This window comes from Streptococcus urinalis 2285-97 (assembly GCF_000188055.2).
Lineage (GTDB): Bacteria > Bacillota > Bacilli > Lactobacillales > Streptococcaceae > Streptococcus > Streptococcus urinalis.
The window spans coordinates 941393-964843 of sequence record NZ_AEUZ02000001.1; the positions used below are offsets into that span (position 1 = coordinate 941393).

Consider the following 23451-nt stretch of genomic DNA (forward strand, 5'->3'; position numbering starts at 1 on the left):
TCATGTTTCGTAAACTTCGTATTAGATTTATCTTAATTGCCTCTTTATCTATCTTTTTATCTTAACGTTTATGGTCGGCATCATTAATACAGCTAGATACTATCAATCTCAAACTGAAATTCGAACGGTATTAAATCTTTTAGCTGATAATAATGGTAATTTTCCTAGCATATCAGTTGCTTCAAAACGTTTAGGAACTGAGATTTCACCAGATACGAAAAGTCGCTTTCGATATTACAGTGTTTTAGTTGATAAAAATGGAAAAGTGTTAAGCACCAATTTAAGAAATATATTAGCTCTGAACGAAGAAGAAACAATCCAATTTGCACGTCAATTTATTAAATCAGGTAGTCAATCGGGATAATTTACAAATGCTGATAATTATTATGCTTATAAAGTTGTTAAGAAATCTAACGGAAAACATTTAATCGTAATTCTTGATACTACAGTTTATCAAGCTGGAATTAATGATCTATTAACTGTGTCAACATTCCTTGCTTTTGGTGGTTTTATCTTCTTTGTCATTATTGTGTCTCTCTCTTCAAATCTTGTTATTGCACCTTTTGTGGAAAATTATGAAAAGCAAAAACGGTTTATTACAAATGCTGGTCATGAATTAAAAACACCTTTAGCTATCATTTCAGCAAACAACGAACTTTCTGAATTAATGAATGGCGAATCTGAATGGAGTAAAAGTACAAGTGATCAAGTGAAAAGATTGACTAATTTGATTAACCAATTGGTTACACTTGCAAAATTAGAGGAGCAACCAGAAGTTGTCTTAAAGACAGTAAACTTTTCAGAAATAACACAAGATGCTGCTGAAGATTTTAAATCCATGGTCATTAAAGATGGAAAGACATTTGACCTTTTAGTTGAACCAAATATAATGGTTCGTGCGGAAGAAAAGTCACTTTTTGAGTTAGTAACCATTCTTGTCGATAATGCCAATAAATATTGTGACCCTAATGGAAATGTGAAAGTTCAACTCAGCACAACAGGACGTCGGAAGAAAAAAGGTAAATTACAGGTTTCAAATACCTATAAAGAAGGCGAATCAATAGATTATAGTCGCTTCTTTGAACGATTTTATCGTGAAGATGAATCTCATAACAGTAAGCGTAAAGGTTATGGAATCGGTTTATCGATGGCTGAAAGTATGGTAAAACTTTTCAAAGGCCATATTTCAGTTTCCTATAAAAACGATAAAATAATATTTACAGTTATTATATAAAGCCTATCATTTTAGGCTTTTTTGATTGTCTAAGCCATAAATATTGGAAATTGTTAAAATGACTTGATATAATAGATAGGTTGGGATAATCAAGCGAATTTTAGAAGATTAGGCTTAAAAGTAAAGTATCGCAATTTTTTAATAAATATTGTAAAATAAGAATGATTAAAAATAGAATGTTAGTAGAATGAGAATGGAACGAGTTGGAATAGGAAAATCACATAGTAAAATTATTTTAATGGGTGAACATTCTGTTGTTTATGGTTATCCAGCCATTGCAATTCCTTTGAAAGGTATTGAAGTGACTTGTGAAATAATGAGTTCAGATACTTTTTTTTCACCAGATTTATATGATCCACTATCAACAGCTATTTACGCTAGTTTGGCTCATTTAAAAAAAGAAAATGCAAAAATAAGCTATAAGATTCAATCACAAGTTCCTCAAAGACGTGGAATGGGATCTTCAGCAGCAGTTTCAATTGCTGCAATCAGAGCTGTATTTGATTATTATAATCAACCTTTACCAGAGCCACTTCTTGAGATATTAGTTAATCAAGCAGAAATCATTGCACATAATAATCCAAGTGGACTTGATGCTAAAACGTGTTTAAGTGATAAAGCAATTTCATTTGTTAGAAATATTGGCTTTGAGACCATTTCAATTAACATGGATGCTTATCTTGTCATCGCAGATACTGGGATTCATGGACATACTAGAGAAGCAGTCAATAAAGTTGCTCAATTTGAGGAAAGTAATCTTCCTCATTTGTCACGACTTGGAGAGCTAGCAGAAATAGCTAAAGAGGCTATTGATAAAGCTAATACTCAAATTTTGGGAGATTGTATGCAACAATCACACCATGAATTAAATGCTATTGGAGTTAGCATTGAAAAAGCCAATCATCTTGTTGAAACAGCATTAAACCATCAGGCACTAGGCGCAAAAATGAGTGGTGGTGGACTAGGTGGTTGTATTATTGCCTTGACGGAAACAAAAGAGTCAGCACTCCATTTAAGTCATATATTAGAAAAAGAAGGAGCCATAAATACGTGGATCGAAAAACTGTAACAGTAAAGTCCTATGCAAATATTGCTATTATCAAATATTGGGGAAAATTAGATGCTAAAAAGATGATTCCTGCTACAAGTAGTATTTCCTTAACTTTGGAAAATATGTATACAGAGACTAAACTTAGCTTATTGGAAAATGCTAAGTCTGATCTCTTTTTTATTGATAATCAAGAACAAAGCGTAGATGAGCTAAAAAAAGCTTCGAAAGTATTAGATTTATTTAGAGAAGATAAAAATCAATTTGTTAAAATTGAGACATGGAATAACATGCCAACTGCTGCTGGATTATCTTCAAGTTCTAGTGGTTTATCTGCATTGGTAAAAGCAGCAAATCAATTTTTTAATAAAAATCTTGCTACAAGAGAATTAGCTCAGATTGCAAAATTTGCATCAGGCTCTTCTTCTAGATCTTTCTATGGTCCAATTGCAGCTTGGGATAAAGATAGTGGTGATATTTTTAGAGTTAACACTAATTTAAAAATGGCAATGATCATGTTAGTTTTGACAGATCAAAAAAAACCTATTTCAAGTCGCGAAGGTATGAAATTAGCTTCTGAAACTTCTACTTATTTTCCTAAATGGGTAAAAGAATCAGAGGTAGATTATCAAAATATGCTAGATTATTTAGCCGAAGATGATTTTTCAGCAGTTGGTACATTAACTGAAAAAAATGCTTTAGCTATGCACCAAACTAATAAAGAATCTAAACCTGCTTTTAATTATTTAACACAAGAAACCTATCAGGCTATGGATAAGATTAGGGAGTTACGACAAAAAGGTTACGAGTGTTACTTTACAATGGATGCTGGTCCAAACGTAAAAGTTTTGTGTCTTGAAAGAGATTTAGATAAGATAGCTAAACTTTTAGAAAACGACTATCATATTATCAAATCTAAAACTGTGGAGTTATAAAATGACTAAAAATGCGACGGTTCATACAGGTGGAAAATTATATGTCCTTGGAGAATATGCCATTCTCTATCCTGGACAAAAAGCTATTTTAGCTTATATTCCCATCTATATGACTGCTAAAATCAGTCAACATTCTACCTTTAAGATATATTCTGATATGTATGGAGATTCCGTTTCCTTAAGTTCAGATAAACGATATCGTCTTATTCAAGAAACAATTCAAACTTTTTTTGATTTTTTTGAAATGGATAGTCATACCATTCCACCATTTTTTTTACAAATAACTGGAAAAATGGAAAAAAATGGAAAAAAATTTGGAATAGGGTCTAGTGGAAGTGTGACAGTATTAACACTAAAAGCGCTAGCTTCTTTTTATGAAATAGAACTTTCAAAAGACCTCTTATTTAAATTATCAGCATATACATTACTGAAATTAGGTGATAATGGATCTATGGGCGACATTGCCTGTATTAGTCATGAACAATTTGTGTTTTACCAGTCATTTGATAGAAATAAAGTGAAATCTTGGCAAAATAAAGAGTCTATTCAAGAAACGATTGCGCGTGATTGGCATTATAAGATATCAGTTATTGAGCCTCATTTGAAAGGTATCTTTATGGCTGGTTGGACAAAAGTACCAGCTATTTCGAAAGAAATGATTAACCAAGTTTATGCTAATATTACAGAGGAATTTTTGGTAAACACTAACAATTTGGTAGATAAATGCTTTTCAGCAATGAAAACGAATAATCAAGAAGCATTAAAGAGTATCATCAGTAGCTTTGCTGATATGTTAAGTCAATTACATCCCAATATTGTGACGCAACCTTTGAGAAGATTAATCGAAATAAGTAACGACAATCATGCTGTCGCAAAATCATCTGGAGCAGGCGGTGGCGATTGTGGAATTGCTTTTGCATTTTCACCTAGTGATTTTAATGAAATCAAAATAAAATGGCAACAAGAAGAAATAGAACTATTATACACAGAAAGTTGGATTTAAGATGTCAAATAATCGAAAAGATGACCATATAAACTACGCCTTAGCTTACGAATCACCTTATAATAGTTTTGATGATGTTGAATTAATTAATCGGTCATTACCAGACTATGATTTAGATGATATTGATATTTCAACAACATTTCTAGGACACCATTATGATGCTCCATTTTATATAAATGCCATGACTGGTGGAAGTGAAAAAGCAAAACGTATTAATGAGAAATTAGCAAGAGTAGCTGAAAAGACAGGTTTATTGATGGTTACAGGTTCTTATAGTGCCGCTCTTAAAAATCCTGGTGATGACTCTTATCCCAACCATGAGACCTTCCCAAATTTACAAATAGCAACCAATATTGGAATTGACAAGAATCTTAAATTAGCTAGTCGAGCAGTCGACGAAATGAATCCTTTGTTTTTACAAGTACATGTTAATTTGATGCAAGAGTTATTGATGCCAGAAGGTGAACGTCAATTTAGAGCATGGAAGAAAAATCTTTCTGATTATGTTGACCATATACAAGTTCCTTTAATGTTAAAAGAAGTTGGCTTTGGTATGGATTCTAAGACCATCCAAGTGGCGTATGAGTTAGGAATTTCGGCTATTGATATTTCTGGTAGAGGTGGAACAAGTTTTGCCTATATCGAAAATCAACGCGGTTTTCATAGAGATTATTTAAATCAATGGGGTCAAACGACGGTTCAATGCCTTTTAAATGCAAGAGATTACAGGGATAAACTTGATATTTTAGCTTCTGGTGGTGTGAGACATCCATTGGATATGATAAAATCTTTTGTTTTAGGGGCAAAAGCAGCTGGACTTTCCAGAACGTTTTTGAGTCTTGTAGAAAATTATCCAGAAGAAGAAGTTATTGAGCAAGTTAATTTATGGAAGCATGATTTAAAGCTGATTATGTGTGCTCTAAATTGCAAAACGATTACTGAGCTCCAAAAGGTAGACTTTATTTTACATGGTAAACTACAGAATACTTATATACATCAATAAAAAACTCACTTTAGGAAGTGAGTTTTTTTTGTTGTAATTTTTGAATAAAACGTTGGTATTTTTCTTCTCTTAGATCGTAGATTGCATTGTAGACATTATTTTGATATATGACATGGAAATTGAGAGAAATATTGACAAATAGATGTTCTTCTTGATGGTAGAGGTCTTTTAAATAGGACATATACTGCTGAGAAGCAATAATAATACTTCTTTCTTTATCAATTTCATGATTATATAATTCTGTCAGTAGATTAACAGGTCTGATATCAGGTACTAATGACGTGAAATTGCGTTTTAATATTGCTGTAATTGTATTTAAATTGGAACGGTTATTGGAAAAAACATAAACTTTAACAGGTTCTATAAAATCTTTGATCACTTCTCCAATTTGTAATGTGAGGAGATAGATTAAATGTTTATCCAAATTGCCTATATAATTCTCCTTAATCATCCATTCTGAAATGATTTGATCAACTAATTCAAATAGTATTTCTTTATTTTCTTCTTGCTTGTATTCAAATGTTTCATAAGTTGGAATTAAAGCGTGCATACTAAATAAAAATCGTTTCATTAAAAAGATCATGAGAATAGAAAAATCTTGTTGCTGTGTAATCTCTTGCCCCAAAAAGTGTGTAAATGCGTTGATTAAAGATTTCAAACTTGTTTTTCCATAAACCAAATCGATAACATTATTAATATCCGTTTGAGACCATCTGTCTTTAAATAAGGGACTATTTGTTAAGCAATAAACGAGAAAAATATAATCAGCATCATTTTTTGATAGTAATAATCCATCAAATTGGTTTTTACATTTATTTTGTATTTTTAATATTTCGGGATACACAAATAATAATTTTAATGCGTCGAATTCTTTTGAAGTTGGAATTTTGACATTTAAGTGATGTCTTTTCCATGTTAATGCAATTAAATAAGAGAAAAAGTAATATTCATCTGGTGATTTTTTTAAATAAGACTCTGAAACAGTAGTATTTGTCGCCATTATTAATTGGTCAACTAACTCTAAATCTTCGGTATCAAATTGATACATCGAAAAGCCAAAACGATAATCTAAGAGTGCAATTAAAAATCGAATACGATACTCAGGTCCATTAATCTTATTTTTATATATTGAAAGACCAGCTTCTTTCAAGAAAGAAAGGCATTTTTGTTTGAGACGATAACAAGTAGCTAGTGACAAAAATTGAGATTTTGCAAAGTCAGCTAGAGTCATATCTTTGGGGTCTAACAGATAAAAAAGTAGGTTGAGTACTTGAGAGTCTTTATAGATAGTGTAGTAATAATGTTTTCGCGAAGCAACACTTTGTTCCCTTAATATCATTTGTCCTTGATTAACGTCAATTACTAAACTTTCTTTAAAAGTTTCTTGTTATTCATCAAGAAGCTGCAAAATTACTTTTTCAGGTAAAATGATAATTTCATTTAGTTCATCAAAAGAAAGTTTTTTAAATTCGAAAAGCAAATTAAAAATTGTAATTTTATTAAGAATTTTGTCTTCAATATAATTTTCTAACATAGCTACTTCCTAACATAATAATTTTGATTTTTACATATTAATGAGGCTTTGTCAATTGTTTGCAAGGAGTGTGATGCTATTAAAAAATTTACTGATGAATTAAAAAATGCATAAAAATAAAAAATACTACATAAAGATAAAAAATTCTCAGTAGGTAGTTAAAAGTAGTAATAATAATGAAACGAAAATAGATTGTTAAAAAACAAATGTGTGGATATAATGGTACAGTTGGTTCTAGAAACCATTATTTAGCTGAATAATAAATTATTAAAAATAAGGAATTTAATGACATGAAAAACAAAAAGATAATCTTAGCTGCTTTATCAGCAACATTTTTATTAGTGCTATTTAGTAATAATAAGATTTTAGCTAGTGAAAAATCAACAGAAAATAGTTTTGAAGCTTATTCAACTTTTAATAAAGAAATTAAAGACAATCATGCCATTTTTATTAAGAGTAAGGAGAATGGTATGGATGATATTATTGCTTATTGTTTTAATTTTTCAAAAGAATTTCCAAACATAAAGGCTTTGAACAGACAAGAGACATCCAATTTTCAAAAGTATATCAAAAAATCTGCTGATATTACTACTATAGAAAGTTTAGCTGATAAAGAAAAATTAAAAGGTAATGCTTTAAATGATGCATTGAAAAAAGTCATATATAATGGCTATGGTCATGATTCTTCAAATTTAGCTGAAAAGTATCACCTAAGTGACAGTGACTTTAGATTGATAACACAATATGCAGTTTGGTATTATACAGAAGGATTTACTGAAGATTATATTCCTAAAGAATTACAACAAAATAAATCATCAGTTGAAGTCTATCAACTACTTACTGCAAAAGGAAATCAGAATTTACTCACTTCTCCTGAAGAAAATATTGAATTGACTTTATATCAATATCAATCTGACGATTATTCTCAAAAAATGTATCAAAATCTCTTAAGTATTGAAATAAAAAAAATCATTGGTAATCATATCGTAGATATCTTGCAAGATAGTCAAGCTAATATCTCAGGTGAGAATAGTCAAAATCAAGTTGTGGAAGAAAATGGAAATTCAAAATCTGATGAACATATTTCTGCAACAACTCAAATGAACTCAAATTCTCAATCCCAAGAAACAATCGAAGAAAGTCAGCCTCAAATACAAACGTCACAAAGCCAAAATGTGACAATCACAGAAGAAATACCAGAAAATTCTTCAGAAGTCAGTCATAGTCAAGAAATGATAGAAACCCCTCAATCAGAATTAGTAGTAACACAAGGTCAAGATATTTCTTTTACAGAAGAAACACAAGAAGGTATGTCAGGAACAAACCAAATACAAGAAACAATCGAAGAAAGTCATCCCCAAACACAAACGCCACAAAGCCAAAATGTGACAATCATAGAAGAAATACCCCAAAATTCTTCAGAAGTCAGTCATAGTCAAGAAATGATAGAAACCCCTCAATCAGAATCAGTAGTAACACAAGGTCAAGATATTTCTTTTACAGAAGAAACACAAGAGGGCATGTCAGGAACAAACCAAATACAAGAAATAATCGAAGAAAGTCAGCCTCAAACACAAACATCACAAAACCAAAATGTGACAATCACAGAAGAAATATACAAAAATGCTTCAGAAGCAAATCAAGTAAATGGATTACAGAAAGAAACGACAAAAGAAATACAAGAAATAAAAAAGGATGAATCTCAAATTCAACAGAATATCAGAAAACAAGACTCTGTAGATCAAAACAAAAATGTTAATACGGAATCTCAAAAAGTATCAAAAGATGACAAGGTTGTTCAAGATAAAGCAAATAGTGTATCTCAGAAGTCAACAATAGTTGAAACTCCATCTCATGCTAAAGCTACAAAAACTCTTGCAAAGCAGTTACCAAAAACGGGAGAGATTTCTTCTAAACTTACTGGATTATTAGGATTTACAATTACCGTCATAACAAGTCTCTTTTTAATTCCAATCAGGAAAATGAAATAAAAAGAACCAGTCTAAACTGGTTCTTTTTAAGCTAGCATGTAAAAAACAATTGCTATATATTGGAGTGCAGAAGCAAGCAAAATAAAGAGATGCCAAATCATATGGTCGTATAGTCGTTTACGTGAATAAAAGATAGCTCCCACTGTATAAGATAAGCCACCAGCTAACATGAGTAGCCAAAAGGCAATGCCTGTTTTAGCAATAATAGCTGGAATAACAAAGACAACTAACCATCCCATTAATAAATAAAGAAAAAGACTAAATTTATCATTAATTTTTTTGGCAAAAATTTTATAAAGAATACCAAAAAGTGTTGCACCCCATTGTAAAATGATAATTGTATAACCAAGCCAACCACCCAGTAGAGAAAGTGCGACAGGTGTGTAACTTCCTGCAATGGCAATGTATATCATACTATGATCGATAATTCTCAAAATAAATTTTTGAGGTGAATTATATGACATTGCATGGTAAATGGTAGAAGACAAAAACATTAAAAACAAGCTAATCACAAATATGGACATGTCTAGAGATGCCTTTGAACCATAATGACTATAAGAATAAATAGCAGTTATAGGTAATAAAATCAACATAATAACTGAACCAACAGCATGTGTCACACTGTTAGCGACTTCTTCACCGAAACTCAATTGTTTACTTAATTTTAAATTTAAATTTGCGTTCATTGATTATCTCCTTCTAAGAATGTCATTAATTCATGTGTTTTTAAATACAACTTATAAGTTTCACATGCAGTAATAACAATTTGAGGTATTGTTTGATTTTCTTCTTCATTCATACAATTAACAAAAGCATCATACATTTCTTTAGAATCATTATGTTGTGTTAGTAAGGTCAAGGTCTGACTAATTTCTTGAATCGAAAAGACATTTTTTAAAGCAGTAATAACAATTAGCCTAGCAACTTGATGTCTTTGATATTTCTTTTTGATTGGTTTTTCTAAATGACCATGCTTAACATAATTATTGATCATTGAAGCCGTTAAACCTTTGTCATTTGCAAAAGTAGAAGTTGTGGTTAACTCATTGACATATAGCAGTACTTGGTCTAAATATAAATCTAGTTCTGGTAATTCATTCCATTTAGGACAATGTTTCATCTAATTATCTCCTATACAACATCTAGTATCAATAACTAGATTATACGTTTAATAAAAATGTTTGTCAACTAAAAACATAAAAAAAAGAAAACTAAAAAAATTAGTTTTCGTTTCGTATAGACTCTAATAGACTCTTGGCTGTCTCTAGATTCATTGGTTTTGATTTTATCAATTGTTTCATTAAGAGAGGTAATTCTGCATGTTGAGCACCTGCTAATAGTGCTAAAGATTTTGCTTGAAGTTTCATATGACCAGCTTGGATACCTTGATTTGTCAGTGCTTTTAAGGCAGCAAAGTTTTGAGCCAATCCCATAGCAACTATTATTTGAGCCAGTTCTTTTGCTTTTGGATTTCCAAGACAATCATGTGCGATTTGAACACTTGGATTTAGTCCAATTGATCCTCCTTTGGTAGCAATTGGCATTGGTAGTGTTAATTGTCCTTCTAATTTTTGAGTTTTAGTGTTGAATTGCCATTGTGAAAGTCCTCGATATTGACCATCTTTACAAGCAAAAGCATGGCAAGCTGACTCAATAGCACGCCAGTCATTTCCAGTCGTTAGAACAATAGCATCAATACCATTTAGGATACCTTTATTATGCGTCGTAGCCCTATAAATATCGACTTGAGCAAGCTTTGAAGCTAATTCTATTTTTTTGGCAAGGATTTTTGCTTCTTCTTTATTACGACTAAGGTAGTTTAATCGAACTTCACAAGTTGCTGTTACTAAAGATTCTGTTGCATAATTGGAAAGAATTGCCATTAGAGAATCAGCATGAGCTATTTTTTCAAGTTCAGAAGAAATAGCTTCAAGCATTGTATTTAACATATTTGCTCCCATGGCTTCTTGTGTATCAACACTTAAATAAACAATGAGAAATTCGTCTTTTTCTTCAGTCCAAAGCGATTTAGCACCACCACCGCGTTTTACAATAGAAGGATAAGCTTGATTTGCAATATCTAAAAGTAGTTTTTCAGCTTCTTTTATTGCCATTTTTGACTTAACCAAATCATCGCAATGATATAAAGCGACTTGACCAATCATTTGTCGATTTTGTAACTTAGTTTTAAACCCACCTGATTTATCAATGATTTTTGAAGCATAACTAGCAGCAGCAACTACTGAGGGTTCCTCAGTAACAAAAGGTACTTGATAATAGTCTCCATTGATATTGACATTTGGGACTAGACTAAATGGAAGGGCCAGACGACCAATGACATTTTCAGTCATTTGATTTGCAACGTCTAGTGGAAGTAACGCTTGCTTCTTAAGATAATCCTGGTTTGCAGATGAAAGTAGCATTTTTTCTGATAACATTGCGATACGTTCTTCTGGTTCTTTTTTTGAAAAAGCTGTCCAATTAATTTTTGATTTCATTTGTATTGACGTAGATTCTTTGATGTTCTTTGATTTGCTCTAAAGCAAATTCTCCAGTTTTATAAGCATTAAAGTTAGCATTGCCTTCTTCATCCAAACATGCTTCTTCATAAAATAATTCTTCATATTCTTTTACAGAAATGGATTGACGATTGTTAAGCTTATCAAGACGATTCAATTGAAGTTGATTTTGATAACCTTCAACTAAGGTCATGCTAAAAATTTCACTTACAGCACCAGATCCATACGAAAATAAAGCAATGGTGTCTCCCGCCTTTAAGTGATTACTATTTTCAAGAAGTGACAACAAGCCGAGATACAAAGAACCTGAATAAATATTGCCGACTTGTCGACTATAAGCTATGGATGCTTGAAAATGTTCATTTAATTTTTTACTGTGTTCAGTATCAAGGTCTTTAGGTAAAACTTTTTTAAGACCTTTTAATGCTAATTTTGGAAATGGAATATGGAAACAAAACGCATCAAAATCAGTTATGGATTTACCTTGTCTATTTTGAAATTCTTTCCAAGTTGTTTTGAGTGAATCTAAGTATTGTTTTGTTGAGTAAATACCATTTACAAATGGTGTCGTTGAATAATTGGGTCTCCAAAAATCCATTATATCTCGTGTCTGAGCAAGGTTATCATTATTAAAAGTAAGAATTCTTGGATCTTTTTTTAGGATAAAGGCTATAGCTCCTGAACCTTGTGTGGATTCACCTGCAGAATGAATCCCATATTTTGCAATGTCACTAGCAATCACTAAAACACGAGATTCAGGGTGTGCACCGATATGTAAATTTGCATAATCTAAGGCAGCAGTAGCACTATAACAAGCTTCTTTCATCTCTATTGAGCGAGCGAATGGTTGAATATTTAATAGTCTATGAATATAAATACTTGCGGCTTTTGACTGATCTATACTTGATTCTGTGGCAAAAATAATGAGATCAATCTTTTGACGATCTTCATCAGTTATAATTTGATTTGCCGCACTAGCACCAAGAGTTATGATATCTTCAGTTATTGGAGTGATACTAAGTGCATCTAACATTAAGCCTTGACTGTATTTTTCTGGATCAGCTCCTCGAGCAATTGCTAAGTCATTCATATTAAGAACATACTGGCTAGTTGAAAAACCAATTTTGTCAATTCCAATTTTCATAATTTTCCTTCTTAATTATAGTGTTAAACTTATTTTAGTCCATTTTATTTTATCATAACTTTATCATTTAAGGATGTCAAAAAACCAATATTTTGAAAAATCAAAGCAAAAGAGCGCTTTAAATAATTTTCTGGTATTTTTCCTTAATTTTTTATAAAATATAGAGTAATGGAAAAGGAGAACTGACAATGACAAAAGCAGATGACATTTTCAAAACAAATATTCGTAAAATTCTTGACGAAGGTGTTTTCAGCCAACAGGCAAGACCAAAGTATAAAAATGGCAAAACAGCACATTCTAAATATATTACGGGTGCATTTGCTGAGTATGATTTGTCAAAAGGTGAGTTTCCTATTACAACATTAAGACCAATTCCAATTAAATCAGCTATAAAAGAATTGTTGTGGATTTATCAAGATCAAAGCAATTCACTTGATTTATTAGAGGACAAATACAATGTTCATTATTGGAATGAATGGGAAGTGGGTCAAACAAGAACTATCGGTGAGCGATATGGTGCAGTCGTCAAAAAACACCATATCATCGAAAAAATATTAAAACAACTTGAAGATAATCCTTGGAATAGAAGAAATGTTATCTCACTTTGGGACTATGAAGCATTTGAAGCAAGTGAAGGATTACTGCCTTGTGCATTTCAAACGATGTTAGATGTAAGACAAGTTGGTGATGATATTTATTTGGATGCGACCTTAACACAAAGATCAAACGATATGCTGGTTGCACATCATATTAATGCCATGCAATATGTTGCTTTACAATTAATGATTGCAAAACATTTTGGTTGGAAAGTTGGTAAATTTTTCTACTTTATTAATAATCTTCATATCTATGATAACCAATTTGAACAGGCTCATGAATTGTTATCAAGACAATCAACCAATTGTCACCCCAAATTAGTTCTAAATGTTCCTGATAAAACAAACTTTTTCGACATAAAAGCAGAAGATTTTGAACTAATTGATTATGATCCTGTTAAACCTCAATTAAGCTTTGACCTAGCTATATAGCTGTCTTGCAGAGTGTTTTTTATCTCTGCATTTTTTATGGTTTTTTGATAGAATATGATAAATGTATAGGAAGTATTTTGTAAATGACAAAGAGAATAATTGCCATTTGGGCTGAAGACGAAAATGGACTCATCGGTGTTGATGGTAGATTACCATGGCGATTACCAAAAGAGTTGAATCATTTTAAAGAAACAACAATGGGACAGGCACTTTTAATGGGTCGTGTCACATTTGATGGAATGAATAGACGAGTATTACCAGGTCGAAAAACCATTATTTTATCTAAAAATCTGGACTTAGACTCACAAACAATCACAGTTCTTAATAGTAGAGAAGCTGTCTTAGATTGGTTTAATCATCAAGATTTAGACTTATTTATCATAGGTGGTTCAAAGGTTTTTGAAACGTTCCAAAACGATTTTGATGCTATCATAAAAACGAAAGTACATGGCAAATTTGCTGGTGATACATACTTTCCAACTATTGATTTAAGTCATTTCAAAGAAGTATCTCATCAAGAATTTAATAAAGATGACAAAAATAGTCATGATTTTACGGTTCATGTTTATGAAAAAATAGAGGAGTCAAAATAAGGTGCAAAAAAGTCTATTTGGAGTGTTTACTGCTTGTTTAGCAGTAGTCTGTGTCTTATGTGCTATTCCAGCTTTCAAGAAAAAACGTAATGGTCTAGGTATTGTCTTTTTACTAAATGCTATAACCAATCTAGTAAATACCATTCATGCATTTTATGGCACATTATTTTAGAAAAGTAATTGTAAAGGAAAAGAGTTAAATTTAAATGGCTAATAATCGAACAAACGATACCAAAGTGTATTGCTCATTTTGTGGCAAAAGCCAAGATGAAGTAAAAAAAATCATAGCTGGCAACAATGTTTTCATTTGTAATGAATGTGTTGCTTTATCACAAGAAATTATCAAAGAAGAACTTTCTGAAGAGGTTCTTGCTGATTTGGCTGAAGTACCAAAACCTAAAGAACTTCTTGATATCCTAAATCAATATGTAGTAGGACAAGATAAAGCTAAAAAAGCTTTATCAGTCGCTGTATACAATCATTATAAACGGATTTCATATACGGAAAATCAAGATGAAGATGTTGATTTACAAAAATCAAATATTCTTATGATTGGGCCAACTGGTTCTGGTAAAACATTCTTAGCACAAACTTTAGCGAAAAGTTTGAATGTTCCATTCGCAATTGCAGATGCTACATCACTCACAGAAGCAGGATATGTTGGTGAAGATGTTGAGAATATTTTATTGAAATTAATACAAGCTGCTGATTATAATGTTGAACGTGCTGAACGTGGTATTATCTATGTCGATGAGATTGATAAAATTGCTAAAAAAGGTGAAAATGTTTCTATCACACGTGACGTATCAGGAGAAGGTGTACAACAAGCATTACTTAAAATAATTGAGGGAACTGAAGCGAGCGTCCCTCCTCAAGGTGGCCGCAAACATCCCAATCAAGAAATGATTCAAATAAATACTAAAAGTATTTTATTTATTGTTGGTGGTGCTTTTGACGGTATCGAAGAAATTGTAAAACAGCGTTTAGGTGAAAAAGTAATTGGTTTTGGTCAATCTAATCGTAAGATTGATGATGATGCTTCTTATATGCAAGAAATCACCTCTGAAGATATCCAAAAATTTGGACTTATCCCTGAATTTATCGGACGTTTACCAGTTTTAGCTGCCTTAGAAAACTTAACGACTGATGATTTGGTTAGGATTTTAACAGAACCACGAAATGCACTTGTTAAACAATATCAAGCCTTATTATCTTATGACGGAGTTGATTTAGAATTTGATAAAGAAGCATTGGAAACTATTGCAAATAAAGCAATTGACCGTAAAACAGGTGCGCGTGGATTACGTTCAATCATTGAAGAAACAATGTTAGATATCATGTTTGAAATTCCAAGTCAAGAAGAGATTACTAAAGTGACAATAACAAAAGAAGCAGTTGAAGGAACAGAAAAACCTGTTCTTGAAACTGCCTAAGGTGGTTCATAATGGCAGAAGAACAGGTTTTAAATACACACAATGCTTCTATTTTGTTGAGTGCTGCAAATAAATCGCATTATCCCCAAGATGATATTCCAGAGATTGCACTTGCCGGTCGTTCTAATGTGGGGAAATCAAGTTTTATCAATTCCTTATTAGGTCGTAAAAACTTGGCAAGAACCTCCAGTAAGCCTGGGAAAACACAATTGTTAAACTTCTTCAATATTGATGATAAACTAAGATTTGTAGATGTTCCTGGTTATGGTTATGCAAAAGTTTCTAAAAAGGAACGGGAACGATGGGGAAAGATGATTGAAGAGTATCTTGTAACGAGAGATAATCTTAGAGCTGTAGTTAGTTTAGTTGATTTACGTCATGAGCCATCTAAAGATGATGTTCAGATGTATGAATTTTTAAAGTACTATGACATTCCAGTCATTATCGTGGCAACAAAAGCTGACAAAATACCAAGAGGTAAGTGGAATAAACATGAATCTTTAATCAAGAAAAAATTACAATTTGATAAAACAGATCATTTTATTCTCTTTTCATCTGTAGATAAAATTGGTATTGAGGAATCTTGGGATACTATTTTAGATCAACTATAAAAAGCTATTGAAGTAATCAATAGCTTTTTTTTATCCTTTTTCAACAATTTGTAGTTGGTTATTTTGCATGTTTGCTACTAAGTGCTTAACTTCAGGATGATCTAAATAATAATCAGTAATACGATCTCGAATTTCTTGTTCAATAACTCTTCTAAGTGGTCTGACCCCCATAGCTTCGTCATAACCTAATTCAATGAGGTAATCTTTAACATTATCTTTAACTTCAAGTGTAATTCCTTTTTTAGCAATGGTTTGATTAACTTCATCTAACATTAAGTTAACAATTTCTTTTAAATCTTCTTTTGTTAAATGTGTGAATTCAATAACACCATTAAAACGATTAATAAATTCTGGTCTGAAGTATGGTGCAATACGATCCATTATTTTGAGATCTTTTTCTTCATTTCCGATAATGGCTTCATTGCCAAAACCAGCATTTGACGTGGCGATGATAACGGTATTCTTGAAATTAATAGTATTACCTTGGCCATCAGTTAGTCTACCGTCATCTAGAACTTGAAGAAGTAGTGTAATAACTTGAGAATCTGCTTTTTCAATTTCATCAAGTAAAATGATTGAATAAGGATTACGGCGGACTTGTTCAGTTAGAGTGTTATTATTATCATCATAACCAACATAGCCAGCAGTTGTACCAATCAATTTTGAAACGGCAGTACGATCACTATATTCAGACATGTCTAATCGTATAATAGCTTCTTTTGAGCCGAACATGTCAACGGCAAGTTGTTTTGCTAATTCTGTTTTTCCGACTCCAGTTGGGCCAACGAATAAAAATGATCCAATAGGTCTATTTCCATCATCAAAACCTGCTCGATTTCGTCTAATAGCTCTAGAAACGGCTTCAACAGCTTCATTTTGTCCAATAACATGACCTTTTAAACGATTTCCAATTTCTTTCAATCTTTCCATGTCACTAGCACCCATATTTGAAACAGGTACTCCAGTTAAGCGTTCTACAGATTCAGCAACATCATTAATGGATGCAGTCACTTTTTGACCTTCAGTGTGATTATCAATTTGACTTTGTAATTCTTCGATACGGCCTTTTGCACTTAATGCAGTTTCAAAGTCTTCTTCAGATACAGCTTTTTCTTGTTTTTCTTTTTGTGTTTGAATTTCAGACTCAAGGGTTCTGACATCCGTAACAGGATGTTGAGCTGCTAAATGGGCAGCAGTCATATCAATTAAATCAATAGCTTTATCAGGTAAACTGCGTTGTGGTATATACTGTATAGAATAGTCAACAGCTGCTTTTAAAACATTATCTGGAAGAACTACGTTATGGTGTTGTTCATAGAGATTACGGATCCCCATCAAGATATGAAAGGTATCTTCTGCAGAAGGAGCATTAACTTTGACTTCGTTAAAACGACGAGCTAAAGCAGCATTTTTTAAAATTGTGTTTCGGTATTCATCTTGGGTAGTTGCCCCAATTACAGTTAATTCACCTCTTGAAAGTGCTGGCTTAAGAATATCCGCCAATCCTTTAGAACCAGAATCACCTCCTGTTGAACCTGCTCCTAATATTTGATGAATTTCATCAAAGAATAAAATAATATTCCCAGCATCTTTAACTTCTTTAACTAAGTTTTGAATGGTTTCTTCAAAGCTACCTCTGTATTGTGTACCTGCTTCAAGTCCAGAAATATCAATTGAAATGATTTCTTTATTTTTAATTGCAGCAGGAACATCACCACTGATAATGGCTTGTGCTAATCCTTCTACAACAGCAGTTTTACCAACACCAGCATCACCAACAAGAACAGGGTTATTCTTTGTTCTTCTTGCTAATATTTCAGCAGTGTCTTGAATCTCTTTATTTCGGCCTATTACAGGGTCAAGTTGATTTTGTCTAGCTTGCTCTGTAAGATTTGTTCCAAGTTTTGCTAGTATTCCATCTTTTTTAAGATCTTTAGATTCTTGATGATTAGATTCTTGATTCGGTAATTGACCAGTTTTACGAAAAGAAACGAATTCTTCAGGAGTTATTTCTTTACCATTAATAAGATAACGGCGATTTTCTGTATTATATCCTCCCATATTTCCCATTAATTGATTAAAAATATCATCCATATTTCCAAAAGGTTCTTTTCCATAGTAATTTGACATATAGTTACCTCACTAATATTATTATATTTAGTGAAAGTTTTAAGAGTTTTGTGTTTTTTCAGTTATAAAGAGAGGTCTTTACGGTGAAAGTCATCTAAACTCAATTAACTTTCTAATATCATAATACTATAATGATCAAAGAAAGTCAAATAATAATTTTGATATTTAAAAATAGTATAAAAAGTATTTGACTTTGATAGATTTCTAAGTTATAATAATTAAGGTTTTTAATAAAACTGACCTAAGACAGTAGGGGAGCAGTGCTCATAATATTCCTACCGAGGCACAAAACGTAATTATTCGAAATAACGTATTTGTACTTTCGTGTCTAGGTTTAGGTACGATTTTTTTGTACCTAGACAAAAAATAATAACGGAGGTAAATCTAAATGAGTGAAGCAATTATTGCTAAAAAAGCTGAACAAGTTGATTTAGTTGCTGAAAAAATGAAATCAGCAGCATCAATCGTTGTTGTTGATTCACGTGGACTTACAGTTGAGCAAGATACTAACTTACGTCGTTCACTTCGTGAAAGTGATGTTGAGTTTAAAGTTATCAAAAACTCAATTTTGACACGTGCAGCTGAAAAAGCAGGTCTTGAAGACTTAAAAGAACTTTTTGTTGGACCATCTGCAGTTGCATTTTCAAATGAAGATGTTATTGCACCAGCAAAAGTGATTAGCGAATTCGCTAAAGATGCGGAAGCTCTTGAAATTAAAGGTGGTTCAGTAGATGGTAAATTCACTTCAGTTGAAGAAATTAACGCTCTTGCAAAACTACCAAACAAAGAAGGTATGCTTTCTATGCTTCTTTCTGTACTTCAAGCGCCAGTTCGCAACGTTGCATATGCTGTCAAAGCTGTTGCAGAAAAAGACGAAGAAGTGGCTTAGGCCATCTTCACGTAGCTTAGGCTACATACTATTATATTAATATTTATTTTTGGAGGAAATAACAATGGCATTAAACATTGAAAACATTATTGCTGAAATTAAAGAAGCTACAATCCTTGAGCTTAACGATCTTGTAAAAGCTATCGAAGAAGAATTTGGTGTAACTGCAGCTGCTCCTGTAGCTGCTGCTGGTGCTGCTGGTGGTGAAGCTGCAGCTGCTAAAGATTCATTCGACGTTGAATTAACTGCTGCTGGCGACAAAAAAGTTGGCGTTATCAAAGTTGTTCGTGAAATCACAGGCGAAGGTCTTAAAGAAGCTAAAGGTATCGTTGATAATGCACCATCAATCATCAAAGAAGGTGCTTCAGAAGCAGAAGCTAACGAAATCAAAGAAAAACTTGAAGCTGCTGGTGCTTCAGTTACTCTTAAATAAGAAGCGTATAGCTATTTGAGAGCGGAATTCCGATTTACCAGTCTTTTATTGTGATTAGCGATTTGAAGAAACTGATAAATTGATTTGGTTTCCTTCCAAAATCCTACCAAAAAAATATTCGGCAGGATTTTTATTAAAAAAAAGATTAACAAAATAGAATTCTAATTGAGCCCTACTTTTGTGTAGGTAATATTATTATTTTTAGCAAGCGAGAGCATTTTAAATGTGTTCTCGCTTTTTTTATTTCGAGAAAATTACATTCCATTTTGAAAGAGTTGTCAATTCATCAATTAATAAATCAAATTCTCTAGCAAAATTTAATTACAAATACTTCAATTAACTAAAATTGAAATTTCTTAGATTGATAAGTGAATAAAGTAATTTTGAATATTATGGTATAATCTGATAAGGAGGTGCTTTATGATTTATAATAAAAATGATATGACAACTTCGGCTTCTGAAATTGAAGGACTCTATATTATCCATCTAAAGTTAGTGACAGACGAGAGAGGAACAGTACGTGAATTATTCCGTTTTAGTGCTTATTCTGAGATTTTGCCACCTACAACTTGGTCTCAGGTCAATTTAACTCTAACAAAAATAGGTGCTGTTAGGGGATTGCATGCTGAGTCAATGTCTAAATTGCTAACTGTAGCTAAAGGAACTGCTTTTGGCGTCTATGTCGATATCAGAAAAAATAGCGCTAGTTTTGGTAAAGTTGTAACCGTTGATTTATATCCAGGAGTTCAAGTTTTTGTTCCTAACGGTGTTTGTAACGGCTTTCAAGCTCTAGAAGACGATACAGAATATCTTTACTTTTTTGATAATGAATGGATCCCTGGTATGTCAGGACAAGCACTTTCACCTTTAGCTTCTGATTTGAAAATTGAATGGCCAATACCTATTAATCCAAATAATCTTGAACAAATATCGGAGAAGGATTTAAAGGCTCCAAACTTACATGATATTATTGACTAAAATAATTAATCTACTTAAAATATTATAGACTTTGTTTTATTTGTTTTATCATTTATTTTAGGAGTTTATTTTCTTAACACTTAATTATAAAAATCTTTTGATTATTATTTAAACAATACTCAGTTATTGTATAGTTTTTTCAAATCTATGCTTTAATAAGAGTCCAAGAAATTCTTGGCTTTTTATTTTTTTCCAAGAAAAAAGTAAAAAATGTTTATTAAAATGATTTAAGAATATTAAAAAAATATCCCCTAACTTAATGGCTAGAAGTAATGAAAAAATCAAACAAATTGAGTGATTGTTGTTATTTCTATTGTGAAATAACTTATTCTCGTAGTAGATGAAAGTAGGGATGGTTCATTTGAATCTTTCCTAAAAACACCCCCATAAATTGTGAGGGTGTTTTATTTTAATTTAAAATAGGAATTATAAAGATATGATTTATCAAACTTCTAACCATTAAGGATTAATCGTAGACTTTTTATGACAAATAGTTGAATTATTAAAAAAATAGTTATACTTTTTATAAAGATGTACTGAAAAAGTTAAAGGTCGTATGTTAAGAACCATAATTTATTAGAAAGAATACTTATCTAATAAATTATGGTTTAGTCAAGGAGTGAGTTATGAAAGCATTTTATAAAGGTAACATGGTAGAAGTTTGGGAAATTGGAAAAGAGACACCTCAGCCTAATTGGGTTCAAGAGGCCTTTCGGAAAAATTATATTGTCTGGTTAGATAATCATGTTCGAATCTTAATGACAGCACTCAATCCATCTGTAACAAGAAACATTAAAAACGATGCAACGGGAACTGCAGGAGGTGGCTTTGCAGGCTATGGAATGTATGTTTTGGGTTTTCCTGGAGATTACTTAGATGTGACGAACCATTGTGTTATTTCAAAGAAACATTTTTTAAAGGAATATAGCCTTTTAGAAGACGATTGAAAAAGTAATCATTTTAAAATAACCCAAATCGTATTTTATTGTCACTAATTAGGCTATTGATAGGACACCATTAGGGTGTCTTTTTTTGATGTGTCTTTATTTTATAGAAAGTAAACGATATTTTATTGGTTTATGATTTGTAGCCTTGTTTGCCTCTCAGTTCATATATTTGACTTTGAATATGTAAAGGGTCATAATTTTTACCAGAGACATTGTAATTTTTGCAAATATCAAAGTAAGATTATAATCAACTAAAATTAGCATAAAACTTTAGATCTTATTTTGAATTGCTTGAAAGGAAATAGATATGTATAAAGAATTAGAATGAAAAACGGCAGTTGTTACAGGAGGCTCAAAAGGTATTGGGACCGCTATTGCAAAACGTTTTGGAAAAGAAAAAATGAATGTCGTCGTCAACTATTTTTCAGATAGTCAAGGTGCTGCGTTAGCCGTTCAAGAAATTGAAAAAGAAGGTGGCAAAGCAGTGGCTATTCAAGCCAATATTGGTGAAGAATCTGGTGTTAAAAAAATACTTGATACAGCAATCTCAAAATTTGGAGGTGTTGATGTTTGGGTTAATAATGCTGGTGTTGAAAACCAAAGCCCAACACATGAGCTAAGCCTTGATGATTGGAACCGTGTGATATCAACTAATTTAACTGGAGTCTTTTTAGGTTCAAAAACAGCACTTAAATATTTTGTTGAAAATGGAAAAAAAGGGAATATCATCAACATGTCATCTGTTCATGAACAGATTCCTTGGCCAGGATTTGCCCATTATGCAGCTAGTAAGGGTGGTGTCAAACTTTTTACAGAGTCTATTGCTATGGAATATGCCAAACAAAATATTCGTGTTAATAATATTGGTCCTGGTGCGATCAATACTCCCATTAATGCTAAGAAATTTGCAGATCCTGTACAATATGAGCAAACCGCCAGTATGGCACCTATGCATCGAATTGGTAAACCTGAAGAGGTTGCAGCAGCTGCAGCATGGTTAGCTTCAGATGAGTCGAGTTATGTTACAGGGGTTACCTTATTCGTTGATGGTGGAATGACCTTGTATCCCGCATTTCAAGATGGTAAAGGATAGGAGTAAAAGATTTTGAGTATATTATTAGCATTATTGCCTGCTATTGGTTTGGGTGTCTTACCATTATTATTAGGTAAAATTGGTGGCAAGCCCATAAATAACATTCTAGGATTTGGGTTTGGTTCATTAATTATAGGATTAATTGTTCAATTATTTTTGGCGCACGATTTTACGACTGGACTTTCATTTTGGTTGCCCTTCCTTTCAGGTGTTGCCTGGATAGTTGGTCAAGGTGGACAGGTCACTTCATTTGAAGTTATGGGCGTTTCAAGAACTATGCCAATCTCAACTGGTCTACAATTAATAGGGACTTCGGTTCTAGGTGTACTCTTTTTCGGAGAATGGAGTGGCCTCTCATCAAAACTATTTGGTTTTTTAGCTATTGCAATTTTAATTTTAGGGGCTTATTTAACAACTGTTAATCCTGAACAAAAAGAAGATCATTCTTCGTCAAATCTTGTAAGTGGTGTCAGAATATTACTCTTAACAAGTTTTGGTTACTGGATTTTTAGTGTTGTTCCAAATATGGTTAATGCTTCTGCAATAAGCATTTTCTTTCCACAAATGTTGGGGATTTTTACGGGTGCAATAGTTTATGCTTTTGTAAAAGATAAAGTATCCTTCAAATCACGTGAGAGTTGGTTAGATGGTTTTGTTGGCCTTGTCTTTTCATTATCATCACTTGTTTATATTTTTTCTGCCCAATCAAATGGGAGTACACTAGCTTTTATTCTATCACAGTTAAATGTTGTTATTTCGACATTAGGAGCGATCTTTATTATGAAAGAAGCTAAGAGTTCTAAACAACGTCGATTAACCTATATTGGCTTAGCATTAATTGTATTAGCTAGCGTTGTTACGGTCTTCTTATAAGCATAAAAATAGCTGGAATTTTCCAGCTATTT

22 protein-coding genes, 2 pseudogenes and 1 other annotated feature are annotated in these 23451 nt (G+C 32.1%); of the genes and pseudogenes, 17 read left to right on the plus strand and 7 right to left on the minus strand.

Annotated features, from left to right (window positions below; translation table 11 throughout):
- The first annotated feature begins 2 nt into the window (after window positions 1–2).
- The 5 genes and pseudogenes from STRUR_RS11270 (at window position 3) to fni (ending at window position 5223) form a co-directional block, all read left to right on the plus strand.
- Window positions 3–1234, plus strand: a pseudogene (locus STRUR_RS11270) (sensor histidine kinase).
- A gap of 193 nt (window positions 1235–1427) precedes the next feature.
- On the plus strand, window positions 1428–2303 hold the full coding sequence (gene mvk, locus STRUR_RS04800; RefSeq protein WP_006740079.1) for a mevalonate kinase: 876 nt from the start codon (window positions 1428–1430) through the stop codon (window positions 2301–2303).
- On the plus strand, window positions 2285–3217 hold the full coding sequence (gene mvaD, locus STRUR_RS04805; protein WP_006739627.1) for a diphosphomevalonate decarboxylase: 933 nt from the start codon (window positions 2285–2287) through the stop codon (window positions 3215–3217). The genes mvk and mvaD overlap by 19 nt, the downstream gene beginning before the upstream one ends.
- 1 nt (window position 3218) lies before the next feature.
- Window positions 3219–4220 (plus strand): phosphomevalonate kinase, encoded by a 1002-nt coding sequence (locus STRUR_RS04810; protein ID WP_006739126.1) that lies wholly within the window; start codon window positions 3219–3221, stop codon window positions 4218–4220.
- Between the two features lies 1 nt (window position 4221).
- Window positions 4222–5223 (plus strand): type 2 isopentenyl-diphosphate Delta-isomerase, encoded by a 1002-nt coding sequence (gene fni / locus STRUR_RS04815; protein ID WP_006740279.1) that lies wholly within the window; start codon window positions 4222–4224, stop codon window positions 5221–5223.
- Between the two features lie 10 nt (window positions 5224–5233).
- Here the strand turns inward: fni and STRUR_RS04820 are convergent, their stop codons facing one another.
- Both STRUR_RS04820 and STRUR_RS11725 read right to left on the minus strand, forming a co-directional pair.
- On the minus strand, window positions 5234–6562 hold the full coding sequence (locus tag STRUR_RS04820) for a helix-turn-helix domain-containing protein (protein ID WP_006740262.1): 1329 nt from the start codon (window positions 6560–6562) through the stop codon (window positions 5234–5236).
- A gap of 48 nt (window positions 6563–6610) precedes the next feature.
- Window positions 6611–6757, minus strand: a complete 147-nt coding sequence (locus tag STRUR_RS11725; RefSeq protein ID WP_006738490.1) for a hypothetical protein — start codon at window positions 6755–6757, stop codon at window positions 6611–6613.
- A gap of 290 nt (window positions 6758–7047) precedes the next feature.
- Between STRUR_RS11725 and STRUR_RS04825 the strand changes: the two genes are divergently transcribed.
- Window positions 7048–8748, plus strand: coding sequence for a thioester-forming surface-anchored protein (locus STRUR_RS04825; RefSeq protein WP_006739031.1), 1701 nt, complete (start codon window positions 7048–7050; stop codon window positions 8746–8748).
- Between the two features lie 26 nt (window positions 8749–8774).
- Here the strand turns inward: STRUR_RS04825 and trhA are convergent, their stop codons facing one another.
- From trhA to STRUR_RS04845, 4 genes are all read right to left on the minus strand, one after another.
- Window positions 8775–9434, minus strand: coding sequence for a PAQR family membrane homeostasis protein TrhA (gene trhA / locus STRUR_RS04830; protein ID WP_006739939.1), 660 nt, complete (start codon window positions 9432–9434; stop codon window positions 8775–8777).
- Window positions 9431–9868 carry a DUF1836 domain-containing protein gene (locus tag STRUR_RS04835; RefSeq protein ID WP_006738401.1) on the minus strand — a complete coding sequence of 146 codons (438 nt, stop codon included), beginning with the start codon at window positions 9866–9868 and terminating at the stop codon, window positions 9431–9433. The genes trhA and STRUR_RS04835 overlap by 4 nt, the downstream gene beginning before the upstream one ends.
- Window positions 9869–9968: 100 nt before the next feature.
- A complete protein-coding gene (locus tag STRUR_RS04840; RefSeq protein WP_006738777.1) occupies window positions 9969–11246 on the minus strand; it encodes a hydroxymethylglutaryl-CoA reductase, degradative in 1278 nt (425 codons plus the stop codon).
- Window positions 11230–12411, minus strand: coding sequence for a hydroxymethylglutaryl-CoA synthase (locus STRUR_RS04845; protein WP_006739294.1), 1182 nt, complete (start codon window positions 12409–12411; stop codon window positions 11230–11232). The genes STRUR_RS04840 and STRUR_RS04845 overlap by 17 nt, the downstream gene beginning before the upstream one ends.
- Before the next feature lie 188 nt (window positions 12412–12599).
- Here STRUR_RS04845 and STRUR_RS04850 point away from each other — a divergent pair, with 188 nt between their 5' ends.
- The 5 genes from STRUR_RS04850 to yihA all read left to right on the plus strand — a co-directional run bounded on the left by STRUR_RS04850 (window position 12600) and on the right by yihA (window position 16076).
- Window positions 12600–13439, plus strand: coding sequence for a thymidylate synthase (locus STRUR_RS04850; RefSeq protein ID WP_006740238.1), 840 nt, complete (start codon window positions 12600–12602; stop codon window positions 13437–13439).
- An 83-nt stretch (window positions 13440–13522) separates the two neighbouring features.
- Entirely contained in the window at window positions 13523–14032 is a 510-nt protein-coding gene (locus STRUR_RS04855) for a dihydrofolate reductase (RefSeq protein WP_006738710.1), read from the plus strand.
- 1 nt (window position 14033) lies between these two features.
- Window positions 14034–14204: a hypothetical protein gene (locus STRUR_RS11730; RefSeq protein ID WP_006739029.1), complete on the plus strand. Its 171-nt coding sequence runs from the start codon at window positions 14034–14036 to the stop codon at window positions 14202–14204.
- A gap of 34 nt (window positions 14205–14238) precedes the next feature.
- Window positions 14239–15465 (plus strand): ATP-dependent Clp protease ATP-binding subunit ClpX, encoded by a 1227-nt coding sequence (gene clpX, locus STRUR_RS04865; protein ID WP_006740460.1) that lies wholly within the window; start codon window positions 14239–14241, stop codon window positions 15463–15465.
- A gap of 11 nt (window positions 15466–15476) precedes the next feature.
- Complete coding sequence (gene yihA / locus STRUR_RS04870) at window positions 15477–16076, plus strand: ribosome biogenesis GTP-binding protein YihA/YsxC (RefSeq protein WP_006740136.1); 600 nt, start codon at window positions 15477–15479, stop codon at window positions 16074–16076.
- A 30-nt stretch (window positions 16077–16106) separates the two neighbouring features.
- Here yihA and STRUR_RS04875 read toward each other — a convergent pair whose 3' ends face one another.
- Entirely contained in the window at window positions 16107–18206 is a 2100-nt protein-coding gene (locus tag STRUR_RS04875; protein ID WP_006738451.1) for an AAA family ATPase, read from the minus strand.
- 222 nt (window positions 18207–18428) lie between these two features.
- Window positions 18429–18565: a sequence feature (ribosomal protein L10 leader region), on the plus strand.
- A 29-nt stretch (window positions 18566–18594) separates the two neighbouring features.
- On the opposite strand from STRUR_RS04875, the gene rplJ reads away from it, so the two are divergent.
- From rplJ to STRUR_RS04905, 6 genes and pseudogenes are all read left to right on the plus strand, one after another.
- The gene (gene rplJ, locus STRUR_RS04880) at window positions 18595–19095 is read left to right on the plus strand and encodes a 50S ribosomal protein L10 (RefSeq protein ID WP_006739227.1); all 501 of its coding nucleotides are present in this window, start codon (window positions 18595–18597) and stop codon (window positions 19093–19095) included.
- 64 nt (window positions 19096–19159) lie between these two features.
- Window positions 19160–19528: a 50S ribosomal protein L7/L12 gene (rplL, locus tag STRUR_RS04885; protein ID WP_006739684.1), complete on the plus strand. Its 369-nt coding sequence runs from the start codon at window positions 19160–19162 to the stop codon at window positions 19526–19528.
- 420 nt (window positions 19529–19948) lie between these two features.
- Complete coding sequence (locus tag STRUR_RS04890; RefSeq protein ID WP_006740397.1) at window positions 19949–20506, plus strand: dTDP-4-dehydrorhamnose 3,5-epimerase family protein; 558 nt, start codon at window positions 19949–19951, stop codon at window positions 20504–20506.
- A gap of 626 nt (window positions 20507–21132) precedes the next feature.
- The gene (locus STRUR_RS04895) at window positions 21133–21453 is read left to right on the plus strand and encodes a hypothetical protein (RefSeq protein ID WP_006738449.1); all 321 of its coding nucleotides are present in this window, start codon (window positions 21133–21135) and stop codon (window positions 21451–21453) included.
- Between the two features lie 307 nt (window positions 21454–21760).
- Window positions 21761–22546: pseudogene (locus tag STRUR_RS04900) on the plus strand (glucose-1-dehydrogenase).
- Window positions 22547–22558: 12 nt separating this feature from the next.
- On the plus strand, window positions 22559–23419 hold the full coding sequence (locus STRUR_RS04905) for a GRP family sugar transporter (RefSeq protein ID WP_006739613.1): 861 nt from the start codon (window positions 22559–22561) through the stop codon (window positions 23417–23419).
- Window positions 23420–23451 lie beyond the last annotated feature (32 nt).